This window comes from Brucella sp. RRSP16 (genome assembly GCF_052246815.1).
In the GTDB taxonomy this organism is placed as follows: domain Bacteria; phylum Pseudomonadota; class Alphaproteobacteria; order Rhizobiales; family Rhizobiaceae; genus Brucella; species Brucella intermedia.
On sequence record NZ_JBQQAM010000001.1, the window covers coordinates 119,911 to 139,436 of the forward strand.

Consider the following 19,526-nt stretch of genomic DNA (forward strand, 5'->3'; position numbering starts at 1 on the left):
GCCTTGCATTTGCAGGAGAAAATTAAATGCCGGAACTGAAAAAACAGGGTACGAAGATTTGCTTTTCTGGGGTATAGAGCGGCGGTGAATTGCTGCCGCATATGCCAGAGGCGTTGTGGATGTGTCCCGGCGCTGGCGCGCATCCGAAAAGTGTGAAACGGTTTCGGATAAGATGTGCGGTTCATGACAAGCAGTTGGAGCGCCGGTCTGTTTCAACCGGATCGAACCGCGCTCCAAGAGTTTTATAGTCGCATTATCCTACGCAAAGCCGCTTCGCACTTTTGCTGGAAATGCTCTGGATCAAGATAATCAAAGGTTCATCATGGACGCGAGTGCAAAGGTTCGGCGGCTTGCCGCTTGGTCTATTCCCATTGCTTTCGGTGTGATGGGCCTGAAATATCTGGCCTATGCGCTGACCGGTTCCGTGGCGCTTTATTCGGATGCACTGGAATCCATCGTCAATGTGATTGCGGCCATCGGCGCATGGTGGGCAATCCGCATGAGCTACAAGCCCGCGGATGGCAATCACCCTTTCGGGCATCACAAGGCCGAATATATTTCGGCTGTCGTGGAAGGCGTCCTGATTACCGTCGCCGCACTCCTGATCTTCCGCGAGGCGTGGTTTGCGCTGGAAACCCCGCGCAAGCTCGATGAACCCTGGCTTGGCCTTGCTATCAACACCGCTGCGGCCGTCATAAACGGCCTGTGGGCGACCTTGCTGATTCGCACCGGCCGCAAGTTCCGCTCGCCCGCGCTGGAAGCCGACGGCAAGCACATCATGACCGATGTTTTCACCTCGGCTGGCGTTCTGGTCGGCCTTGTCGGCGCGGTGGTGACGGGCTGGGCCATACTCGATCCGCTGCTTGCCATACTGGTCGCCATCAACATTCTCTGGCAGGGCTGGCATGTCATCAATTCCTCGGTGCAGGGGCTGATGGATATCGCCGTCGAACCGACCGAGGAAATGCGCATCCGCGACGTGATTTCCGCCAATGCGGGGGGCGCCATCGAAGTTCACGACCTCAAGACGCGCATTGCCGGCCGGGTCACCTTCATCGAGTTTCACCTGGTCGTTGCCGCCGATATGAGCGTCGGCGATGCCCATGTGATTTGCGACCGTATCGAAGATGCCCTGAAGAAGGAGATCGACAGCGCGCGCGTGGTGATCCATGTGGAGCCGGAGGACGAGGCAAAGCTGCCGCCGGGAACCAGCGCTGTGCCATTTGCCTGACTGAAATACTGTCTTGCATGGCGGATAGTGCGCGTGTAAAAGCTTTCCCCATGACGATCAAAAACGCAACATCCATGGAACATTCCGCAGCCGCCTTCGGCGCGCGCGTTGATGTTTGCGTTCTAAACTCGCTTCTTACCCTCGGCCTTAGCGGCGATCGCCGGGCTCGCTGAAAGGAGCGTCCGGCGGTCGATCCCCGGTCGCAGGCCTGTGCTCCTTTCCAGAAAACCCTTATAATTGATCAGTATTATCCGTGCTTGACGGCTTGAATCCGTCGACAGCCGGGAGGAAACGAACATGAATCAATCCGTCACCACGCCGCAATCGAAGTCCGTCTCCGAGCGCAAAGGCATGCCGATTGCAGGCAGCAAATATTCACCTTTCCCGGTTCCGCAGCTCGATGACCGCACCTGGCCATCCAGGCGCATCGAAAAGGCGCCGATCTGGTGTTCGGTCGACCTGCGCGACGGCAATCAGGCCTTGATCGACCCGATGGGCCACGACCGCAAGGAGCGCATGTTCCGCCTGCTGGTCGATATGGGTTTTCCGGAAATCGAAATCGGCTTTCCGTCCGCTTCGCAGACTGATTTCGACTTCTGCCGCTGGGCCATCGAGCATGGCAATGTGCCGGACGAAGTGGACTTGCAGGTGCTGGTGCAGTGCCGTCCCGAACTGATCACGCGGACTTTCGAGGCGCTGGAAGGCGCGAAGTCGCCGATCATCCATTTCTACAATTCCACCAGTGAATTGCAGCGCCGCGTGGTCTTCGCCAAGGATGTAGGCGGTATCAAGCAGATCGCGACCGACGCCGCCAAGATGATCATGGACATGGCTGCCAAGGCAGCCAATTCTACAGATGGCGGTTATCGCTTCCAGTATTCACCGGAAAGCTTCACCGGCACCGAGCTGGATGTGGCGCTGGAAATCTGCAATGCCGTCATCGAGATCGTGAAGCCGACGGTGGACAACAAGCTGATCGTCAATCTGCCCTCGACCGTGGAGATGAACACGCCGAACGTCTATGCCGACCAGATCGAATGGATGTGTCGCAATCTCGACAATCGCGAGAACCTGATCGTCTCGCTGCACCCGCATAATGATCGCGGCACGGGCATCGCCGCCACGGAACTCGGCCTGATGGCGGGCGCCGACCGCGTTGAAGGCACGCTGTTCGGCAATGGCGAACGCACCGGCAATGTGGATGTGGTGACGCTGGCGCTGAACATGTACACGCAGGGCGTGGACCCGGAACTGGACTGCACCGACATCAACCGGATGAAGGAAGTCTATGAATATTCGAACCAGTTGAAGATCGCCGAGCGCCACCCTTATGTCGGCGAACTGGTCTATACGGCTTTCTCAGGCTCGCATCAGGATGCGATCAACAAGGGCATGAAGGCGCGCCGTTCGGCCAATTCGCCTATCTGGGAAGTGCCTTATCTGCCGATCGATCCGCAGGATGTGGGCCGCTCCTACGAAGCGATCATCCGCATCAATTCGCAGTCGGGCAAGGGCGGCATCGCCTATATCCTGCAAGCGGATTACGGCCTGAACCTGCCGCGCAACCTGCAGGTCGAATTCCGCGAGATCATCCAGAACATTACCGATGAAGAAGGCAAGGAACTGCCGTCGAAGCGCATTCACGACGAGTTCCAGAAGCTCTACGTCACGCAGCCCGGCGCACGCATCAAGTTCGTGGATCATCACACCATGCCCGATCCCGAGCAGAAGGGCCGTCGCATTCTCACCGCCGAAATCACCGATAACGGCGTGACCAGGAATATCGAGGGCAAGGGAACCGGCCCCATCGACGGTTTTGTCGATGCGCTGTCCAAATATCTCGGCGTAAAGATGTCGGTCGTCGACTATTCCGAACATTCGCTACAGCAGGGTTCGGACGCTTCGGCCATCTCCTACGTTGAAATGGCTCATCCGGGCGGCAAGCTGTTCGGCGCCGGTATCAACGACAATATCGTCAGTGCTTCACTGGAAGCAATCGTCTCGGCGGCCAACCGGGTGATTGGCCGTTAAGCGAAAACACATAGATTAGAGCGCCGGTCTGATTCAATCAGATGGGCGCTCTATCTCTTTGTTTCGACGCGCATCTTTTCCGATCGAAGCAGAATCAGAAATCAGTCCAGCGGACTGATTTCCCTGCGTAGGCGTTTCAGACTTTTCGGGATGTGCTCCAAACGGCGCCAAGGCGCCGTTTTGTTTTGAAATCAATAAAGAACGCGCTCGTTGAGCTTCGTTATTTTCTCGCTGGCATCGGAAACGCCGTGTTCTTCCATGAGGCAGGACCAGCCGCCCTCAGGCCGCCTGTCGATGCTGAATATGTTGTAGCGGGCGGCGGGTTTGTGACCGCCGAAGTTCTGGCTTGCAGACGGCACGCTGACGACGGGGACCTTGCCGTTCGGTCCGTCTATCTCGTAATGCGTGACAAGATGCGTGTGGCCGTGGAGAACCAGTTCCGCACCATACTTGCGTATGATCTTCTGGAAACGGCGGATGCCGTAAAGACGTTTGTGCGCGGGCGTCGCGCCATGGATCGGCGGGTGATGGATCATCACGATGCGAAAGAGCCCGCGTGCTCCGGCTTCGTCCAGCATCGCCGCCAGACGCTTGCCTTGCGCAGACCGGAAATCGCCGCTTGCCATGAAAGGGGCCGTCGCACGCGCCGAGGAAACACCGATCAGCGCCACCGGGCCGCGCACGCGCAGATAGGGAAATTGCGGGCGGTTGCCGCTGTTGTCGATGCCGTCGCCGCGCATCCACGGTTCCCATTTCCGGCATGACTTGTCGAGCGCGCCGGGAACATAGGCGTCATGATTGCCGGGGACGACCGAGACATCGTTCGGGTTGCCCAGCCTGGTGAGCCAGTCATGGGCAATATCGATTTCGAGATTGAGCGCCAGATTGACGAGATCGCCCGTCACCGCAATATGATCCGGGGATTGCGCCTGCATGTCGGCAATGAGACTGTCGAGTACGGTTCCGTGCATCGCATTTTTGCGATTGCGCAGCCAGTTTATGTAACCGGTAATGCGCTTCGATGCCAATTCGCGGTATCGCACGCGCGGCAGCGGTGAAAGGTGAATATCGGATATGTGGGCGAGACGGAACATAAGGCCCCGTTTACTGGATAATGTTTAAAATCAAAACCTGTTTAGCGACTTTTTGTTGATGACATTGATGCATTAATACGAAGTAGATTGCTTCGCGGAGAGACGGCATGCGCTTTCGACATTTTATATTTCATACATATTTTTTATTAAGACGCCCAATGACATTAGGAGTAAGGGCCATTGTTTTTGATGAAAAAAAGAATTCGGTTTTCCTGGTAAAACATACCTATGTGCCCGGATGGCAGTTGCCGGGCGGAGGCGTCGAGCGCGGCGAGACTTTTATCGAGACGCTGGAAAAGGAACTGCGCGAGGAATGCAATATCGTGCTGAAAGGCTCCCCCCGGCTTTTCGCGCTTTACAAGAACGCCCATGCATCGCCGCGCGATCATGTGGCACTCTATGTGTGCAGGCAATTCGAGCAGACAGCGCCGCGTTTGCCTGACCGCGAAATTGCCGAATGCGGGTTTTTTCCGCTCGACAATCTGCCGGAGGGAACCACGCCCTCGACGAAACGGCGCCTGCAGGAAGCACTTCACGACCTGGAGCCGCTGCCGATCTGGTGAAGGTGCATCCGCCGCACCCTCACCGTGGCGTGTGGAGTTTTAGAAGCGGTAGGTGATACCCGTGCCGATCAGCCATGGATTGAGCTTGGCCTTGCCGGTCACTTCCGTGCCGCCGATCAGGGTAGCGTCGAATTTCGGCTCCAGGAACAGCTTCTTGACGTCGAAGTTCACGCCCCAATGCTCGTTGAGCATGTAGTCGAAGCCGATCTGCAACGCGCCGCCGAATGCGTTCTTGACCTTCAGATATTCGACGCCGGTCGCATCCTGATTGTAGAACACGGTATAGTTCACGCCTGCACCGACATAAGGCTTGAAGGCGCCGAAATTGGTGAAGTGATATTGCAGCGTTAGCGTGGGCGGCAGAATCCAGGCCTTGCCGATCTTGCCCAGCCCGTCGATCGAACCGGCGCCGTTGATATTGGCATAGGTCGTGCCGAGAATGAGTTCGGCGGCGAAATTGTCGGTGAAGTAGTAGGTGATGTCGAGTTCGGGCGTGATCGACTTGGAATAGTCGAGATCCGAACCTGAAACGCCATTCACATAGCCGGAATTCTGCGGAACGACGCCGAGTGCGCGCACACGAATCTGCCATGGCGACAGGGCTTCCGGCACGGCCTGAATTTCGGACGCGGGCTGGGCTACGATGGCATCTGCGGCAAACGCCGCCGGTGCGGCCAGGGTAAGGGCGATAGCGGCCAGCAATCCTCTTGCGAAGCGGTTCATCTCTCTCTCCTTAAGTCGTGGTCAGTCTTTGAAGTCCTGGGGGAGGTAGTAGTGATGCGTGCAATCTGGACCGCGCAACGAAACGCCCCATTGATCGAAATCAATGGGGCGCGAGAGATTTAAGAGATTGCTGATGTTCTCCCCGGCACTGTTGCAGGAAAAGCGCAGTTGGTCCGGTCGGGCTTTAAAGCCGCTTCACGCTCTTGCTGGAAGTGCTGAGGGGAAGCGATCCCGGTCATGCGGGGCAGCGAAGTCGATTTCCGGTCCAAGCGGCACAACGCCGGTCGGATTGATCGTCTTGTGGCTGCGATAATAATGGCCCTTGATGTGTTCCATGTTCACGGTCGGGGCGACGCCCGGCACCTGATAAAGCTCGCGCGTGTAGTTCCAGAGGTTTGGATAATCGGCAAGGCGACGCAGATTGCACTTGAAATGGCCAACATAGACCGGATCGAAACGCAACAGCGTCGTGAACAGCCGCCAGTCGGCTTCCGTCAGGCGGTCGCCGGTCAGATAGCGCTGGCGGGAAAGTCGTTCCTCAAGCGCATCCAGTGCGGCGAAGAGCTGCCCGAACGCTTCCTCATAGGCTTCCTGCGTGGTGGCGAAACCGGCGCGATAAACCCCGTTGTTGATGTTGGGGTAGATGAAATCGTTGAGCGCATCGATCTCGCCGCGCAGCGCTTCCGGGTAGAAGTCGAGCGAGGCATCGCCGAATTCGTTGAAGGCGGTGTTCAGCATGCGGATGATTTCCGACGATTCGTTGGAGACGATCGTCTGGCGCTCTTTGTCCCACAGGACCGGCACGGTGACGCGGCCGGAATAGTTCGGATCGGCGCGGGTGTAGATCTCGTAAAGACGCTTCGCGCCATAGAGCGCGTCGCCGGTGCTGCCGGTGGCGCCGTGGAAGGTCCAGCCTTCTTCGGCCATCAGAAAATCCACCACGGAAACCGAAATCACGTCTTCCAGCCGTTTCAGCGCGCGGAAAATCAGTGTGCGATGCGCCCATGGGCAGGCATAGGAAACATAGAGGTGATAACGGCCCGGTTCGGCCTTGAAGCCGCCTTCGCCGGTCGGGCCGGCGCTGCCGTCAGCGATCACCCAGTTGCGGAATTGCGATTTTGAACGTTCAAAGCGGCCTTTCGTGCTCTCGGTGTCATACCAGACATCATGCCACTTGCCATCGACCAGAAGTCCCATGCGATTTCTCCTTTTGGCAAGAGAATAGGGCGACAGCCGCCATTTTGCAGCATTACAAGCCGTGAACAGTGCGTAACGGTTCCAAAAAGAACAGTCGAAGCCGCCATTTTGAAAAAAATGGTTTTACCTCTGTCCATTTTGGTGTAATGCAATTTCCAAATTGCGGTCATCCCAATTCCGGCCGCACAGGAGAACGATGTAATGGAAATGCTTTTCATCCGACGATGAAACTTGGACCGCGCCCAAGCGCGGAGTGCATTCCATTGACCTGACGGTCCCCGACTTCTCCTATTGCGATCTTAAGCCCATGCAGCAGCTTGAACTGACCTATGCGCAGGAATGCCCGGCGCACGACATTGAAATCGAAGCCATCAATGCCGAAGCTTTCGGACCGGGACGTTTCACACGTGCCGCGCATTTCATCCGCGAGGGTGGTCCGCACGCGCTCGATCTTTCCTTCGTGGCGCTGATGGGCGGCATCGTGGTCGGCTCGGTGCGGCAGACGCCGGTTGTCGTCGGCAAGACGCCCGCGCTCCTGCTCGGACCGCTTGCCGTCAGGCCTGAATGGAAGAAGCGGGGCATCGGCGGCAGGCTGATGCGCATGTCGCTGGAAGCCGCCGAAAAGGCAGGCCACAAGCTCGTCATTCTCGTCGGCGATGAGCCTTACTACGGTCCGTTCGGCTTCAAGATGGTCGCGCCGGGCTCCATGATCATGCCGGCACCGGTCGATCCGCGCCGGATGCTCGCCTGCGAACTCGCGCCGGGCGCCGTGAATGGCGTCGGCGGCATCGTGCGCCACGCCAACCGGGTGAAATAGAGCATTTCATTAGAAATGCTCTATCTGCTTGTTTTATCGCATGTCTTTAACCCGAAACCGGTTCCCACTTTCGGGAAACATGCTCTAGTTAAAAAGAGGGGAAAGCGAGGGGCGGTTTACCGCCCTTCGCGATACCACATGCTGCCGAAGACCAGAAGCAGGGCAGACAGCGCCAGGAAGCCGGAGAACAGCGGCAGGCGATTGACGCTTTTCAATTGCGTGTCCGAAGTCTCACGCAGGCCGATCCAGTCATTGCCGCTGGCGGCGCGGTTGCCGCTGATGGCCGTGATCGCGGGCACACGGACTGCACTGTCTCCGCTTGCATGGACGCGATGGACCGAGCCGCCCGTTGCCTCGGCAAGCGGTTTCAGGCGATCCGCCGTCGAAATGCTGTCGGCAAATTCCGGCGCATCGATGGGTCCCACATGGGCCAGCGCTTCCAGATCGCCATTCTTCACCCGGAAAATCCCGATCTCTTCCGTCTGCAACGAGCCTTCGAACAGGCCCGGCTTGCTTTGCGCAAGATTGACCTGCAATTCCTTGCCGGAAGGGGTTGTAACGGTTGCCGCACCCGGATTGTCGCCCATGGTCTGGCGACGGATGGAAAGGGCGCGCCCGTTGCCGGAAGCTGTCAGCGCTTCTTCTTCCAGTTCGGGCTCCTGCATCAGCCAGTGGGCGATGCGGCGGTAGAGCGAGGCATAGGGGCCGCCGCCCTCGAAACCGCGCGCCCAAAGCCAGCCCTGATCGGAGAGGAACATGCCGACGCGGCCCTTTCCGACGCGGCTCAACACCAGCAGTGGCTTGTTGTCCGCGCCGCTCATCACCGTTTCGCCCTGCGGCGCGGTAATGTCGATGGTGCGGAACCAGCGGCTCCAGTGCGGCGGCTCCTGATCGCTGCCGTCGAGGCCGCGCGTGACCGGGTGGCGTTTGCCGAGGTCGGTGAGGCGGGGATAGAAGGCCTTTTCCGTCACCGCGCCGGTCGGCATGGCGGGCAGGGCGCTATAGAGCGGCGTGCGGGCAATGGACATTTCGCCTGCATATTCCGGCCCGGCGGCCACCAGAAGCGCGCCGCCATTCTCCACATATTGCGCGATATAATCGTAATAGAGGAGCGGCAGCACATCGCGGTGCTGGTAGCGGTCGAGAATGATGAGATCGAACTCGTTGACCTTGTCCACGAAGAGTTCGCGCGTCGGGAAAGCGATCAGCGACAATTCGTTGATCGGCGTGCCGTCCTGCTTTTCAGGCGGGCGCAGAATGGTGAAGTGGACGAGATCGACGGCGGCATCGGATTTGAGCAGGTTGCGCCATGTGCGCTCGCCATTGTGCGGCTCGCCGGAGACGAGCAGCACGCGCAGGTTTTCGCGAACGCCGTCCACGGTTGCGACGGCGCGATTGTTGGCGTCGGTCACTTCACCGGGAAGGGCTGGCGTGGCGATTTCGACAATGTTCACACCGGCGCGCGGCAGGGTGATGGTCACGGGCGTTTCCTGCCCGACCCGCGCTTCCTCCTCGCTGACGGTTTCGCCATTGACGCGGACCTGAACCGGCGCGGGGCTGCCGAGGCTCTTGCCCTCATCGATCACCGTGAACGACATTTCCAGCGGCTTGCCGCTGATGCCATAGCGCGGCGCCTTGTTGAAGCGGATGCGGCGGTCGAACTCGTCCGGCTTGCCGGTCACAAGCCCATGCAGCGGCGCATCGAAGCCGAGCGCATTCTTGTTGGCGGGAATATCATGCACCTGACCGTCGGTAATCAGAACAGCGCCCGCGACGCGGGAAGGCGGCACGTCGAGAAGCGAACGCGCCAGCGGCCCGAAAAGCCGGGTGGCGTAACCGTCTTCATTCTCGCCGGGCTTGCCCGCCTCCACCACGCGGGTTTCAAACTGCGGCATGGCTGCAAGCTGGTCCTGCACCGCCTTCAAGGCCGCATCCGTGTCGGCACGGCGGCTGCCGAGTTCCTGGCTCTGGCTGCGATCCACCACCACCGAAACCACGCTTTTCAGCGGTTCGCGTTCTTCATTGATAATGACGGGATTGAAAAGAGCGAGTGCAAGCGCTGCCGCAGCCAGAAGGCGGATCAGCCCGCCACGCATCCGCAACGCAATCGTGGCCAGAACCAGCAACGCCAGCGGCACGAGAACGGCAATCAGCCAGGGCGTGGAGAGAAACGGTTCGAATTCGATGTTCATTCTCACCTCCTACCGCCGTTCGCGTTCACGATCAGGGGAAAAGAGAAGCGGGATTGGGCGATGACGTGGCTGCAAAGCATTATGCTAGTTTCCCAGCCGCTCAATGAGGTCCTTGGCGTGGACCTGATCGGACTTGTAGTTGCCGGTCAGCATATACATCACGATGTTCACACCGCCGCGAATGGCATAGATGCGCTGCATCGGGTCGTTCGGCACGGTCGGCAGAAGCGGATTGCCTTGCTCGTCCACGGCCCATGCACCTGCGAAATCATTGGCGGTGATCATGATCGGCGTCACGCCGTCGCCGGTGCGCACGGGGCGCTCGCGGGGCGAGGCATTCGGTGTCGAGGCCTCGACCCAGAGCGGGCTGCCTTCATAGCGACCGGGGAAATCCGGCATGATGAAGAAGGATTTGGTCAGCACATGATCGTCCGGCACGGGCTCCAGCGGCGGCACATTCATGCCGTCGAGAATGGCGCGCAAGCGCTGGTTGGCGGGTGAGGCGGACGCGTCGAGGCTGGCTCCGGCCTGCAACTGGTCGCGCGTGTCGAAAAGCACGGTGCCGCCCTGCTGCATATAGGCATCAACCTTGGCAATCGCTTCCGGGCTGGGCATCGGCGCTTGTGCGTCGATAGGCCAGTAGATCAGCGGATAAAAGGCCAGTTCATCCTTGGCCGGATCGACGCCGACAGGGTCGCCCGGTTCAAGCGCGGTCTTGTCCATCAGCGCGAAGCTTAAACCGCGCAGCCCGGCCTTGCTGATGTCGTCGGTCTGGGCGCTGCCGGTGATGACATAGGCAAGATGCGTCTGCGAGACCGAGTTGACGATCGCCTCGTCTCCCGGCTTGCTGTCGTCATGCACCTGTTGCTGTGTCTTGGACTGGGATTGAGATTGAGATGGGGTCTGGGCTTGTGCTTCCCCCATTCCGGACGGAAGAAGGTTGAAGGCAAGCGAACCAGCCAGCAGCACGGCGATGCCTGCTGCCTTGGCGCGCACTTTCATGCGGCGACGGAAGGCACCGCGCAGCCACAGCATCAAAAGCGTATCAAGCGCGAGAAGCATCGCGGCGACCGCAAAGAACGGTCCCGCCAGTGAAATCGACTGGTCGGAGGTGTAGGAAGCGGGCACTATTCCGACGGAAAATGCGGGTTGTGCTATCGGTTGCAGCTTGATGTCGGCACCTTCAAAGATGTTGAGCGCTTTCAATCCGTCCTCATTGCCATAGAAACCGGGCGGCGTGTTGATGCTGACGCTCGCCTGCCTGTTCTTCTCGACGATCAGCGGCTTGGCCTCGGATGTGGGCGGGGTCAGCGCGCCGGAAGCCGACAGGAGCTGGTATGGCGGAAGCGAGACCGAGGCCTGCGTGTCCTGCGCGCCGGTTCTCTGTGACAGCGAGACGATGCGGCGCAGCATTTCCACGAATGAACCCGAAATGGGCAGGCTCGACCAGCTTGCATCGGGCGAAATGTGGAACAGGACGATATTGCCGCGCCCGCGCTGTTCACCGGTTACAAGCGGCGTTCCATCCTGAAGAACGGCGTAAGCCTTGTCGTTGAGATCGAATGACGGTTCGGCAAGAACCTGCCTTGTGACGGTCACGTCATCGGGGACGGCAAGACCGGCAAAAGGCCCCTTGTCAGGGAAAGCGCGCAATTTCTGCGGCTCCGACCAGGACAGCGTGCCGCCCAGTGCGCGTTCGCCCTTGCGCAGTTTCACCGGCAGAAGCGGGTCGTTGTCGCTGGCGCCGGCAAGGCGCGGGCCTGCGAACCGCACCAGCGTGCCGCCATCCTCGATCCACTTGGAAAGCTGTTCGGTGACTGGCTGCGGCAGCGTGCCGATATCGGCCATGATGAGGATCGACGGCTTTGCATCCAGCACTTCCGGCACGGATTGCAGCAGGTCCGCCGAGCGTGGTTCGATCAGATTGACATAGGGCGAAAGCGCCCGGGAAATATAATGCAGCGGCGAGAGCAGCGGCTGCGCCAGATCGCCGTCGCCGCTGGCGATCAGGCCGACAGTGCGCCGTTCAGATCCCGCATCGATCAGCCTTGTCGCGCCTGCCTGTTCGATGCCATCGACACGGATCAGGCGGAAATCGTTGCGAAGCTCCACCGGCAGGTTGAACCGCGCCGTGCCTTCCGCGCTTCCAGGCGTGAAGGAAAGCGGCGCTTCGGCGATGCGGCGTCCCTTGTCGTCATAGGCGGCTGCGGTGAGCGTGCGCGGAGCCGAAACGCCTTGCGGGCGGATGGCGATCGCTTCCAGACTGTCAGCCTTGTTGTCGATGCCGGTCAGCGCGAAAATGCGGCTGAGGCCCGCACCATACCAGAGAACGGAAGCGAGATGGCCGGACTTGTCCAGTTCCGCGAAGGTTTGCACATCGTTCGGCGTAGCCAGCCCGTCGCTCATGAAGGCAAGGCGAAGTTTTGCACCGGCAGGCACGGTTGATGAGAGCCGCTCCAGCGCTGCCTTGCGGTCGACGGGAATAGGGCGCGGTTCCAGCGCCTGCAGGCGTTCTGCGGCGCGCTTGCCGTCATAGGGGCCGATTTCCGCATTGGCCGACTCCGCCGTGCCTGCGATATAGATCGGCGCGTCGTTGCCTTCCGCATCGGAAATGAGATTTTCGGCGGCATTGACGCGCTGCTGCCAGTCCTCGGCGGAAGCCCAGCCATTATCGATGACGATGGCGAGCGGCTCATTGCCCGCAAGCGCTACCGGACGCGGATTCCAGACCGGCGAGGCAAGCGCGAGAATGACGAGCGCGGCGATGAGCAGCCGCAGCAGCGTCATCCACCATGGGCTTTTCGACGGTACTTCCTCGCGCTTGAAGACCTGCGCCAGAATGCGCAGCGGCGGAAAGGTTTCTTCCTGCGGGCGCGGCGGCGTCATGCGCAAAAGCCACCAGATGACCGGCAGGGCGATCAATCCTGCGAGGATGAGCGGCGAACCGAAGGCGAGCGGCAGGAAATTCATGTGCTGCTCCCTGTAGCGCTGCTCCCCGTTGCGCTCAGCGCATCGTGAAGACGCGCCAGCGCCTCGGCTGTCGGCCTGTCGGTGCGGTGAACCGTATAGCTCCAGCCAAGCCGCTTGCAGTAATCGATGAGGGTTTCGCGCCGCGCGGTATAGAGGCGGCGATAGTCCTCCGCATAGGTTTCGGCCCGACCGGCGACGAGCGTCGCGCCGGTTTCGGGATCACGGAACTCGGTGCGGCCGGAATAGGGAAATGTCTCTTCCGCCGGATCGGCCACTTCCACCAGATGGGCGCGGACGCCGCGTCTGGCGAGGCGGTCGAGAAGGTCGCTCAGTTCATCGAATGGATGCAGGAAGTCTGAGACCAGCACGACTTCCGAAAAGCGGCGTATCTGGCCGATATCCGGCAGCGCCGAAGCGGGCGCGTCGTGCATCAGCGCCGCTGCAAGCCTCTCGGCCCCGTTGCGGGCCGAAAAGGGTTGGATCAGCTCCGGAAAGGCGATGCGTTCGCCCGAACGCGACAGAAGTTCGGCAAGCGCCAGCGTCAGCACCAGCGAACGCGCTTCCTTGGAAACCGGCGCCATCTGCGAGCGATAGAGCATCGAAGGCGAAAAATCGCACCACAGCCAGACAGTGTGAGCGGATTCCCATTCGCGGTCGCGGACATAGGTATGGTCGTCGCGGGCTGAGCGCCGCCAGTCGATGCGGGCGAGGGATTCGCCCTCGACATAGGGACGGAACTGCCAGAAATTTTCACCCGGGCCGCGTTTGCGCCGTCCGTGCCAGCCATTCATGACGGTATTGACCACGCGCTGCGCTTCCACCAGCAGATCGGGGATAGCAGCGGCCCGCGCGCGGGCGCGGGCAAGCGTCTCCTTGCGATCTGCGGTGGAAACTTCTGCGCCGATGACCATCAGACAGCAGCCTTTACCAGATTGGCGATGACGTCACGAATATGCATGCCATCGGCGCGCGCGGCGAAATTGAGCGCCATGCGGTGCTGAAGAACCGGCTCGGCCAGCGCCTTCACGTCGTCAACCGAGGGGGCGAGGCGGCCTTCATAAAGCGCGCGCGCCCTTGCACAGAGCATCAGCGCCTGGCTGGCGCGGGGGCCGGGACCCCAGGCGATATGCTTCTTCGCATGGTCGTTATCGGCGTCAGGTCTTGCGGAGCGCACCAGCTTGAGGATTGCTTCCACGACGCTTTCCGACACGGGCATGCGCCGCACCAGGGTCTGCATTTCGATCAGCCGCTCGGCATTGATGATTTCATAGGCCCTGGCCTCGGAAACGCCGGTCGTCTCCAGGAGAATGCGGCGTTCCGCATCCAGTTCGGGATAGAGAATGTCGACCTGCATCAGGAAGCGGTCGAGCTGGGCTTCCGGCAGCGGATAGGTGCCTTCCTGCTCCAGAGGGTTCTGCGTCGCCAGAACGTGGAATGGCGCTGGCAGGTCGTAGCGCTGGCCCGCGACCGTCACATGATATTCCTGCATGGCCTGCAAAAGGGCGGACTGCGTGCGGGGCGAGGCGCGGTTGATTTCATCGGCCATCAGAAGCTGTGCGAAGATCGGCCCCTTGAGATAGCGGAAGGAGCGGCGTCCGTCGGCATCCTGTTCCATGACTTCCGAACCGATGATGTCGGAAGGCATCAGGTCGGGCGTGAACTGGATGCGCTGGCCGGAAAGGCCAAGCACGGTTCCAAGCGTTTCGACCAGCTTGGTCTTGGCGAGGCCCGGCACGCCGACGAGGAGCGCATGGCCACCGGCAAGCACGGCGACGAGGGTGCGCTCGATCACGTTTTCCTGACCGAAGATCACGGTGCCGACACTTGCCTTGATGCGGGCGATATCTGCGAGCGCCCGTTCGGCCTCCGCGACGATTTGTTCGGGATTGGCGGTTTCAGGCGTAACGGCAACGCTCATATGGACCTCGCAATGCTCTGGCGGAACTGCTTCTTAAATCGCTATATAATACTGACAAGCCGCGAAAGGGTGACTATTTCATGGCTTTGGGTCTATTTGCGCAGGAATAACCGAGTCGGATGATAAAAAGCACCCCTGAAGGCAAAGACGCGCCGCAAGAATCCATGCGGAACACCGGGACCGCCGGCGGGCTGGAAGCCCTGATCGCGCGCGCCCATGCCGATGCGCAGAGCGGTCCTTCCACCAGGGAGCGCGGAATCCCGCCGGTCGAGCGGTGGAATCCGGAATTCTGCGGCGATCTCGACATGGAAATAAAGGCGGACGGCACATGGTTCTACATGGGCACGCCGATTGGCCGCAAACAGCTCGTCAGGCTGTTCTCGACCGTGCTGCGCAAGGATGAGGACGGAAAGACCTATCTGGTCACGCCGGTGGAAAAGGTCGGTATCCGCGTCGAGGACGCGCATTTCATTGCCGTCGAGATGGAGGTTTCCGGCGAAGGAGCGACGCAGGCGCTCACCTTCCGCACCAATGTCGGCGATGTGGTGACAGCCGATGCGCAGCATCCCTTACGCTTCGTGGTCGAGCCGGAAAGCGGCGGCCTCAAGCCTTATGTGCTGGTTCGCGGACGGCTGGAGGCGCTGATTGCCCGTTCGGTCATGTATGATCTGGTGGCGCTGGGCGAGGAAATCGAAATCGACGGGGTGCAGACATTTGCGGTCCGCTCCGGCGGCGTGGTCTTTCCGATCATGGCGGTGGATGCGCTGGAGGCAGCATTGCAATGAACGGCTTTCCTGACTTTTCAGCCGGTGATTTTGCCGAGCGGGTCCGGCAGTGGCACCCGGACCACGATGCGGTAACGGGCGATCATTCGCTCAATCCCGATTTCACGCAATCCATGGTGACGGCGAAGATGCGCGACGCGGCCGTGCTGGTGCCGGTGGTGGATCGCGGATCGGAAGCCACGCTGCTTTTGACGCAGCGCACCGACACATTGCGCAAGCATTCGGGCCAGATCGCCTTTCCGGGCGGGGCAATCGACCCGGAAGACGGCACGGCGGAACGGGCGGCACTGCGCGAGGCCAATGAAGAAATCGGGCTTGCGGCGGATCGCGCCGAGATCATCGGCAATCTGCCGCGTTATCTCACCGGCAGCGGCTTTTCGATCACGCCTATCCTGGCGGTGGTGAAAACGCCGTTCGACGTGCATCCCAATCCGGACGAAGTGGCCGATATTTTCGAGGTGCCGCTTTCCTTCCTGATGGATCCGCAGAACCACCGGCGGGAAAGCAGGATGTTCAACGGCAAGGAACGCTTTTATTACGCCATGCCCTATCACGAGCGATTCATCTGGGGGGCAACCGCCGGGATCATTCGCGGACTTTATGAAAGGCTCTACGTTTGAGTATCAATATTTCCGGCAAGGCGGACTGGCTTAAGACAAAGCCGTTGCAGGCCCTTTTCAAGGCGCTGAACCGTGATGGCGGCGAGGTGCGCGTCGTCGGCGGCGCAGTGCGCAACACGCTGCTTGGCACCGGGGTGAGCGATGTGGATCTGGCGACGACGCATGTGCCGGACGAGACTGTCAGGCTGGCGACCGAGGCCGGTTTCAAGCCGGTGCCGACCGGCATCGAGCACGGCACGATAACCGTTGTCGTGCAAGGGCATCCGTTCGAGGTGACGACGCTGCGGCAGGACATCGAAACCGATGGCCGTCACGCCAAGGTTGCGTTTGGAACCGACTGGAAGGCCGATGCCGAGCGGCGCGACTTCACCATCAACGCGCTCTATGCGACCGCTGACGGCACGATCATCGATGATGTCGGCGGCCTTGCCGACATAGAGAGCCGGACGCTGCGCTTCATCGGCGATGCGGAGCAGCGCATTCGCGAGGATTACCTGCGCATCCTGCGCTTCTTCCGCTTCTTCGCCTGGTACGGTTCAGGTCGGCCCGAGGCTGAAGGATTGCGCGCCAGCGCGCGGCTGAAGGACGGGCTTTCGCAGCTTTCCGCCGAACGGGTCTGGTCGGAACTGAAGAAGCTTCTGTCTGCTCCCGATCCCTCGCGCGCGCTGTTGTGGATGCGACAGGGCGGCGTGCTGAACCTCATTTTGCCGGAAAGCGAGAAATGGGGCATCGACGCCATTCACGGCCTGGTGCGCACCGAAGCCGATCTTGGCTGGCAGGCCGATCCGCTGCTGCGGCTTGAAAGCATCATCCCGCCCGACAGCGTGCGGATGGAAGAGATGGGCAAGCGGCTGAAAATGTCCAATGCCGAAAGGGCGCGGCTTGAAGCCTGGGCGCGCGCCGATGCAGTCAAGCCGGAACTTTCCGAACAGGCGTTGAAGAAGACCATCTATCGCGGCAGCAAGCAGGCCGTGCTCGACCGCATTCGTCTGGCCTATGCCGCGGCGCGGGCCGAGGCCGCAGGCAGCGACGAAGCGATGGTCCGCGCCGGTGGTTTCGCCCGTCTTCTCGAAACTGCCGAACGTTACGATGCGCCGGTCTTTCCCGTTACGGGGAGCGATCTTCTGGCCCTCGGCATCCAGAAAGGGCCGGGACTGGGCGAGGCCTTGCGGTCGCTTGAAACTTTCTGGATTGACTCCGGTTTTAGCCTTGACCGCACCGCGCTTCTGGACAAACTTGATCGTAGTTAGGGTGCTTCTGCCCTGACTATTCTTTCTGCGGCATTTCCGAACACAAAACCGTGTCTCACTTTTGTTGGAAATGCCGCGAAAATGAACAGCTGACCTCTTGTCGGCAAATTTTCGCTATAGTTTCATTCATTTATGGCTGGGAAGTTTTCAGCGTCATTCTGAAAGAGCGTGAGATGTCCAATCCCGATACATCGATACAAGACAAGGCAGCGGCCGATCCGAAGCAGAAGTTTGGCACCGAGGGCATCGCCGCCATGGACCGGCCGAGCCGCATCACCCGTTTCTTCATGGGGATCGTATCCTGGGCCGAAGGTCTCAACCTGAAATATGCCAGGCTTGGCAATCCGCCGGTCTATGACAACGCGACCTTTCCGTGGGCTGCGGAGATCGAGAAGGAATGGCCGGCCATCCGCAAGGAACTGGACACGATTCTCCTGCGCCAGAGCGAACTGCCTTCCTTTCAGGATATTTCGACCGACGTGAAGACGATCTCGACCGACAATCGCTGGAAGACGTTCTTCCTGCTCGGTTTCGGCGTGAAGTCGGAACAGAACATCAAGGCCTGCCCGGAAACCTGGCGCATCGTCAACAAGATCCCGGGTCTCACGACGGCGATGTTCTCCATCTTCGAGCCGGGCAAGCACCTGCCGCCGCATCGCGGCCCTTATAATGGCGTGCTGCGCCTGCATCTCGGCCTCATCGTGCCGGAGCCGAACGACAAGCTTGCCATCCGCGTGGACAAACAGGTCTGTCACTGGCAGGAAGGCAAGGTGCTGATTTTCGACGATGCCTATGAGCATGAGGCATGGAACCACACGGACAAGACGCGGGTCGTGCTGTTCGTCGATTTCGTGAAGCCGCTGAAGTTCCCGGCCCGCTTCGTCAACTGGTGCCTGATGAATCTCGCCATCTTCACACCCTTCATCAAGGAAGGGCTCGATAACCACAATGAGTGGGAAAAGAAGTTCTACGCGGAAGCCGAAAAGCTTCGCAACCAGCCCAATACCAAGTCTCGTTGAGTCTAACTCATCGGGAATTGGTTAAGTCCGTGGGGCGATTGAGCATTTTCACGGCGCGATGCGTCGGCATGCCGGTGCCTGCCAAGAAGCCCGAACGGTTTGACACCGGCGCGCGACGCTTATAAATGCGCAGGAGGGGCTATTGCCCTCCTGTCCTTTGGGCCTCTGGAAGAGGAATTGTTGATGCTGGAGATTGTCGGAAGCCTTTGAGCGTTCCGGACGAAACTGCAAGTGACGGGTGCTGAAAGCGCCTGACATGCAGGTCCAGGAGCGGAAACGGCATTGGCCGTGGATGGTTCACCATCCGCGAAGGCTGATGCTTGTCATGGTTTCCATCCAGGCATTAACGACAATGAATATCTCTCGCATGGAACAGCGCGTGTTGCACGTGCTGGCGCAGGGCGGCTATATCCGCCATCTGCGCGAAGACGGACGTATCTGCGATATCGAATGCTATACCCGGGAAGGCTATCTGCTTTCCGACTGCACGATGGCGATTTTTCAGCAATTGCGCCGCAAGCGGCTGATCGAATCGCGCATGGGCAGTCCTTATCGCATCTCCTTGAAGGGGCGCGAGAATGTCCGCGCCCAGGCAAACAACCGGTGAAGGAGAGGGACATGCATATTCGCAACGAAACGCCCCAAGACGCCGCGGAAATCCGTCGCCTGACGGATGAGGCATTCCGCAACGCTGCCCATAGCAGCGGGAAGGAAGGGGAAATCATCGATGCGCTGCGCGCCGCAGATGCGCTCACCCTGTCGCTGGTTGCGAAAGAGGACGGGCAGGTTCTGGGTCACGTCGCTTTCTCGCCGGTTCTGGTCGGCGGCGAGGACAAGGGCTGGCATGGGCTTGGTCCGGTTTCGGTCCGCCCGGACCGGCAGGGCGAGGGGATCGGCGGCAAGCTTATCCGCGAGGGCCTCGCGCAGTTGCGCAGCCTCGGCGCTGAAGGCTGCGTCCTTCTGGGTGATCCCGGCTATTACGGGCGCTTCGGCTTCAAGGCCGATGAGCGGCTGAAACTGCCGGGCGTGCCGGCGGAATATTTCCAGTGTCTGGCCTTCGGGCCGGATATTCCGGAGGGCGACGTCGCCTATCATTCCGCATTTGCAATATGATTG

The 19,526-nt window shown here is 60.1% G+C and carries 17 protein-coding genes; 10 read left to right on the forward strand and 7 right to left on the reverse strand.

Annotated features, from left to right (window positions below; all coding sequences use genetic code 11):
- The first annotated feature begins 322 nt into the window (after positions 1–322).
- Both ACS5UA_RS00545 and leuA read left to right on the forward strand, forming a co-directional pair.
- A complete protein-coding gene (locus ACS5UA_RS00545) occupies positions 323–1,231 on the forward strand; it encodes a cation diffusion facilitator family transporter (protein WP_021586993.1) in 909 nt (302 codons plus the stop codon).
- A gap of 297 nt (positions 1,232–1,528) precedes the next feature.
- Positions 1,529–3,262 (forward strand): 2-isopropylmalate synthase, encoded by a 1,734-nt coding sequence (leuA, locus tag ACS5UA_RS00550; RefSeq protein ID WP_021586991.1) that lies wholly within the window; start codon positions 1,529–1,531, stop codon positions 3,260–3,262.
- 191 nt (positions 3,263–3,453) lie between these two features.
- Here leuA and ACS5UA_RS00555 read toward each other — a convergent pair whose 3' ends face one another.
- Positions 3,454–4,356: a metallophosphoesterase family protein gene (locus ACS5UA_RS00555; RefSeq protein ID WP_443101088.1), complete on the reverse strand. Its 903-nt coding sequence runs from the start codon at positions 4,354–4,356 to the stop codon at positions 3,454–3,456.
- Between the two features lie 107 nt (positions 4,357–4,463).
- On the opposite strand from ACS5UA_RS00555, the gene ACS5UA_RS00560 reads away from it, so the two are divergent.
- Positions 4,464–4,919, forward strand: coding sequence for an NUDIX domain-containing protein (locus ACS5UA_RS00560; RefSeq protein ID WP_006467358.1), 456 nt, complete (start codon positions 4,464–4,466; stop codon positions 4,917–4,919).
- Positions 4,920–4,958: 39 nt separating this feature from the next.
- On the opposite strand, the gene ACS5UA_RS00565 is transcribed toward ACS5UA_RS00560, so the two are convergent.
- Together ACS5UA_RS00565 and ACS5UA_RS00570 are read right to left on the reverse strand one after the other, a co-directional pair.
- Entirely contained in the window at positions 4,959–5,642 is a 684-nt protein-coding gene (locus ACS5UA_RS00565) for an OmpW/AlkL family protein (RefSeq protein WP_021586988.1), read from the reverse strand.
- A 195-nt stretch (positions 5,643–5,837) separates the two neighbouring features.
- On the reverse strand, positions 5,838–6,839 hold the full coding sequence (locus tag ACS5UA_RS00570) for a glutathione S-transferase family protein (RefSeq protein WP_021586987.1): 1,002 nt from the start codon (positions 6,837–6,839) through the stop codon (positions 5,838–5,840).
- A 307-nt stretch (positions 6,840–7,146) separates the two neighbouring features.
- On the opposite strand from ACS5UA_RS00570, the gene ACS5UA_RS00575 reads away from it, so the two are divergent.
- Positions 7,147–7,656, forward strand: coding sequence for a GNAT family N-acetyltransferase (locus ACS5UA_RS00575; protein ID WP_025090528.1), 510 nt, complete (start codon positions 7,147–7,149; stop codon positions 7,654–7,656).
- Positions 7,657–7,772: 116 nt separating this feature from the next.
- Here ACS5UA_RS00575 and ACS5UA_RS00580 read toward each other — a convergent pair whose 3' ends face one another.
- The 4 genes from ACS5UA_RS00580 to ACS5UA_RS00595 all read right to left on the reverse strand — a co-directional run bounded on the left by ACS5UA_RS00580 (position 7,773) and on the right by ACS5UA_RS00595 (position 14,736).
- Entirely contained in the window at positions 7,773–9,848 is a 2,076-nt protein-coding gene (locus ACS5UA_RS00580) for a membrane protein (protein WP_021586985.1), read from the reverse strand.
- An 84-nt stretch (positions 9,849–9,932) separates the two neighbouring features.
- Entirely contained in the window at positions 9,933–12,818 is a 2,886-nt protein-coding gene (locus ACS5UA_RS00585) for a DUF4159 domain-containing protein (RefSeq protein WP_443101089.1), read from the reverse strand.
- Positions 12,815–13,729 carry a DUF58 domain-containing protein gene (locus tag ACS5UA_RS00590; RefSeq protein ID WP_112702036.1) on the reverse strand — a complete coding sequence of 305 codons (915 nt, stop codon included), beginning with the start codon at positions 13,727–13,729 and terminating at the stop codon, positions 12,815–12,817. Before ACS5UA_RS00590 ends, ACS5UA_RS00585 begins: the two co-directional genes overlap by 4 nt.
- Positions 13,729–14,736, reverse strand: a complete 1,008-nt coding sequence (locus ACS5UA_RS00595; RefSeq protein ID WP_006467351.1) for an AAA family ATPase — start codon at positions 14,734–14,736, stop codon at positions 13,729–13,731. The genes ACS5UA_RS00590 and ACS5UA_RS00595 overlap by 1 nt, the downstream gene beginning before the upstream one ends.
- A 119-nt stretch (positions 14,737–14,855) precedes the next feature.
- On the opposite strand from ACS5UA_RS00595, the gene ACS5UA_RS00600 reads away from it, so the two are divergent.
- From ACS5UA_RS00600 to ACS5UA_RS00625, 6 genes are all read left to right on the forward strand, one after another.
- Complete coding sequence (locus ACS5UA_RS00600; RefSeq protein WP_443101090.1) at positions 14,856–15,521, forward strand: DUF1285 domain-containing protein; 666 nt, start codon at positions 14,856–14,858, stop codon at positions 15,519–15,521.
- Positions 15,518–16,141, forward strand: a complete 624-nt coding sequence (locus ACS5UA_RS00605) for a CoA pyrophosphatase (RefSeq protein ID WP_253176885.1) — start codon at positions 15,518–15,520, stop codon at positions 16,139–16,141. The genes ACS5UA_RS00600 and ACS5UA_RS00605 overlap by 4 nt, the downstream gene beginning before the upstream one ends.
- Complete coding sequence (locus ACS5UA_RS00610; RefSeq protein WP_443101091.1) at positions 16,138–17,391, forward strand: CCA tRNA nucleotidyltransferase; 1,254 nt, start codon at positions 16,138–16,140, stop codon at positions 17,389–17,391. Before ACS5UA_RS00605 ends, ACS5UA_RS00610 begins: the two co-directional genes overlap by 4 nt.
- Positions 17,392–17,564: 173 nt before the next feature.
- Positions 17,565–18,410: an aspartyl/asparaginyl beta-hydroxylase domain-containing protein gene (locus ACS5UA_RS00615; protein WP_006472723.1), complete on the forward strand. Its 846-nt coding sequence runs from the start codon at positions 17,565–17,567 to the stop codon at positions 18,408–18,410.
- A 352-nt stretch (positions 18,411–18,762) separates the two neighbouring features.
- Positions 18,763–19,017, forward strand: a complete 255-nt coding sequence (locus ACS5UA_RS00620) for a YjhX family toxin (RefSeq protein ID WP_006472724.1) — start codon at positions 18,763–18,765, stop codon at positions 19,015–19,017.
- A gap of 11 nt (positions 19,018–19,028) precedes the next feature.
- A complete protein-coding gene (locus ACS5UA_RS00625; protein ID WP_443101092.1) occupies positions 19,029–19,523 on the forward strand; it encodes a GNAT family N-acetyltransferase in 495 nt (164 codons plus the stop codon).
- The last annotated feature ends 3 nt before the right edge of the window (positions 19,524–19,526 follow it).

Excerpts from the sequence above, each read along its gene's own strand:
- ACS5UA_RS00600 (WP_443101090.1), top strand. The coding sequence starts at position 14,856 with ATGATAAAAAGCACCCCTGAAGGCAAAGACGCGCCGCAAGAATCCATG.
- ACS5UA_RS00555 (WP_443101088.1), bottom strand. The coding sequence starts at position 4,356 with ATGTTCCGTCTCGCCCACATATCCGATATTCACCTTTCACCGCTGCCG.
- ACS5UA_RS00560 (WP_006467358.1), top strand. The coding sequence starts at position 4,464 with ATGCGCTTTCGACATTTTATATTTCATACATATTTTTTATTAAGACGC.
- ACS5UA_RS00585 (WP_443101089.1), bottom strand. The coding sequence starts at position 12,818 with ATGAATTTCCTGCCGCTCGCCTTCGGTTCGCCGCTCATCCTCGCAGGA.
- ACS5UA_RS00605 (WP_253176885.1), top strand. The coding sequence starts at position 15,518 with ATGAACGGCTTTCCTGACTTTTCAGCCGGTGATTTTGCCGAGCGGGTC.
- ACS5UA_RS00595 (WP_006467351.1), bottom strand. The coding sequence starts at position 14,736 with ATGAGCGTTGCCGTTACGCCTGAAACCGCCAATCCCGAACAAATCGTC.
- ACS5UA_RS00590 (WP_112702036.1), bottom strand. The coding sequence starts at position 13,729 with ATGGTCATCGGCGCAGAAGTTTCCACCGCAGATCGCAAGGAGACGCTT.
- ACS5UA_RS00620 (WP_006472724.1), top strand. The coding sequence starts at position 18,763 with ATGAATATCTCTCGCATGGAACAGCGCGTGTTGCACGTGCTGGCGCAG.
- leuA (WP_021586991.1), top strand. The coding sequence starts at position 1,529 with ATGAATCAATCCGTCACCACGCCGCAATCGAAGTCCGTCTCCGAGCGC.
- ACS5UA_RS00565 (WP_021586988.1), bottom strand. The coding sequence starts at position 5,642 with ATGAACCGCTTCGCAAGAGGATTGCTGGCCGCTATCGCCCTTACCCTG.
- ACS5UA_RS00615 (WP_006472723.1), top strand. The coding sequence starts at position 17,565 with ATGTCCAATCCCGATACATCGATACAAGACAAGGCAGCGGCCGATCCG.
- ACS5UA_RS00545 (WP_021586993.1), top strand. The coding sequence starts at position 323 with ATGGACGCGAGTGCAAAGGTTCGGCGGCTTGCCGCTTGGTCTATTCCC.
- ACS5UA_RS00625 (WP_443101092.1), top strand. The coding sequence starts at position 19,029 with ATGCATATTCGCAACGAAACGCCCCAAGACGCCGCGGAAATCCGTCGC.
- ACS5UA_RS00575 (WP_025090528.1), top strand. The coding sequence starts at position 7,147 with ATGCAGCAGCTTGAACTGACCTATGCGCAGGAATGCCCGGCGCACGAC.
- ACS5UA_RS00570 (WP_021586987.1), bottom strand. The coding sequence starts at position 6,839 with ATGGGACTTCTGGTCGATGGCAAGTGGCATGATGTCTGGTATGACACC.
- ACS5UA_RS00580 (WP_021586985.1), bottom strand. The coding sequence starts at position 9,848 with ATGAACATCGAATTCGAACCGTTTCTCTCCACGCCCTGGCTGATTGCC.